The sequence below is a fragment of the Vibrio sp. 1874 genome, from assembly GCF_033344395.1.
Lineage (GTDB): Bacteria > Pseudomonadota > Gammaproteobacteria > Enterobacterales > Vibrionaceae > Vibrio > Vibrio alginolyticus.
In genome coordinates this window covers 1-1,432 of the sequence record NZ_JAWPOR010000086.1, presented here as the reverse complement: position 1 = coordinate 1,432, position 1,432 = coordinate 1, and the positions used below count along the sequence as shown (strand labels likewise).

2 protein-coding genes are annotated in these 1,432 nt (G+C 39.7%); both read right to left on the bottom strand.

Annotation, left to right across the window (positions count from 1 at the left end; all coding sequences use genetic code 11):
- Window positions 1–187: 187 nt before the first annotated feature.
- Window positions 188–595: a hypothetical protein gene (locus tag R8N46_RS24715; RefSeq protein ID WP_021485184.1), complete on the bottom strand. Its 408-nt coding sequence runs from the start codon at window positions 593–595 to the stop codon at window positions 188–190.
- Window positions 596–735: 140 nt separating this feature from the next.
- Window positions 736–1,335 carry a hypothetical protein gene (locus R8N46_RS24710; RefSeq protein ID WP_115386077.1) on the bottom strand — a complete coding sequence of 200 codons (600 nt, stop codon included), beginning with the start codon at window positions 1,333–1,335 and terminating at the stop codon, window positions 736–738.
- Window positions 1,336–1,432 lie beyond the last annotated feature (97 nt).

Below are 1,432 nucleotides of genomic sequence, written 5' to 3'. Positions count from 1 at the left end.
CTTTTTAAACACTTTCCTGCAATCTAAACATGCAAATTTCACTGTAATATTTGATTTCATCCTGAATACCTAACGCCCTGTTAAGGTGTGAGCAACGCAATACCGGAGCTGCCGCATACCACCTTAACCACTAAAATCAACGCATAGTAAAAATGCCACGCGTTGCGAATCACTCTTAAACAGTTTGTTATAACTTCAGATACGTGTGGATTGTTGTATGTAAGTTTTTAAACCCTGTTAGCTCAAATTCCAGTACCCATGATGATTCAAGTGTCATAGGTAACTTTCCATTTGTCGATTCGCCAAATTTAATTTCAGTTATATCAACAGGACTATGAGCAGCAAAGAAGTAAACTGACCCATCAATATACCCGTCATCTGGGTTTACAGGGAAAGTAAATGTTCTACCAGCAAGTTCATTAAGCTCTGTAGGTAAATTTATACCGTTTAGGCTAATTACAGTTTCTATTTTCTCAGAATAGTCGTCTAGACTAAGTTCAAACGGCTCTATTCCTATCTCAAGTGAAACGTCACCATCGACGCCAGAAATCTTTGCACTTGTAAATTTGAGCTTTTCTATCGGGAAATTTTCCACTCTTCCTCCTGAGTTATAACGCCGCGTTAAGTAGTGAGCAACGCTACCACCTAACCTAAACCATTGCACCTTAAACACAATACTCAATTTGAACTGAGAATGCCACGCGTTGCGAATCTGCCTTAAACGCTTTGTTAGCACTACTTTTTGAGGTACTTAACAACTGAATCCCCAAACTTAACCTTAAACGAACTTGTAGTCGTATTTACTGACAAAAACAAATTGTCATATGAGCCTGCACAATGATTTTTTACATAGTCATTAACATGGAGCTTAAAATCTGATGACAGCTTAAACACAGCTTGCTGCCCATATGGCAAGAAACTAGGTAATGGCGAACTGAAAGGCGCAAACTGCTGAATACCCATTGCAACCTTAGCTTCGGACGAATATATGGTAATGGAATTGATGTTACTCGGTTTATTGCCATTACTGGTGACATTTACAGCCAAGGCATTATCTGGCTCCCCTTGAAAAACGAAAACATCAAATACACATTTTAGACTTTCACCATTACTTTTCCTTTGTTGCTCGGCAAGCCAAAGAGAAGTAAAAACGGCAGCTAATGCTCCAAGCCCAGCAACCCAACCACCAAACGCACTCAATGCTGGGATCAATACATTCGTTAAAGTTTCTTGATTATAAGATACGCCAAAACTGACACCAACTACGAAGCTAAGCGCAGAAACAAGAACGAGAATAACCACTGCCGAAATTAATTTTATATATTTCCAGTCCATACAACCTTTCCTAGTAGTGCTAACGCCTTGTTAAGGTGTGAGGCACGCAATACCGAGGTTTCCGCATACCGCCTTAACCACTGAACTTAACGCATAG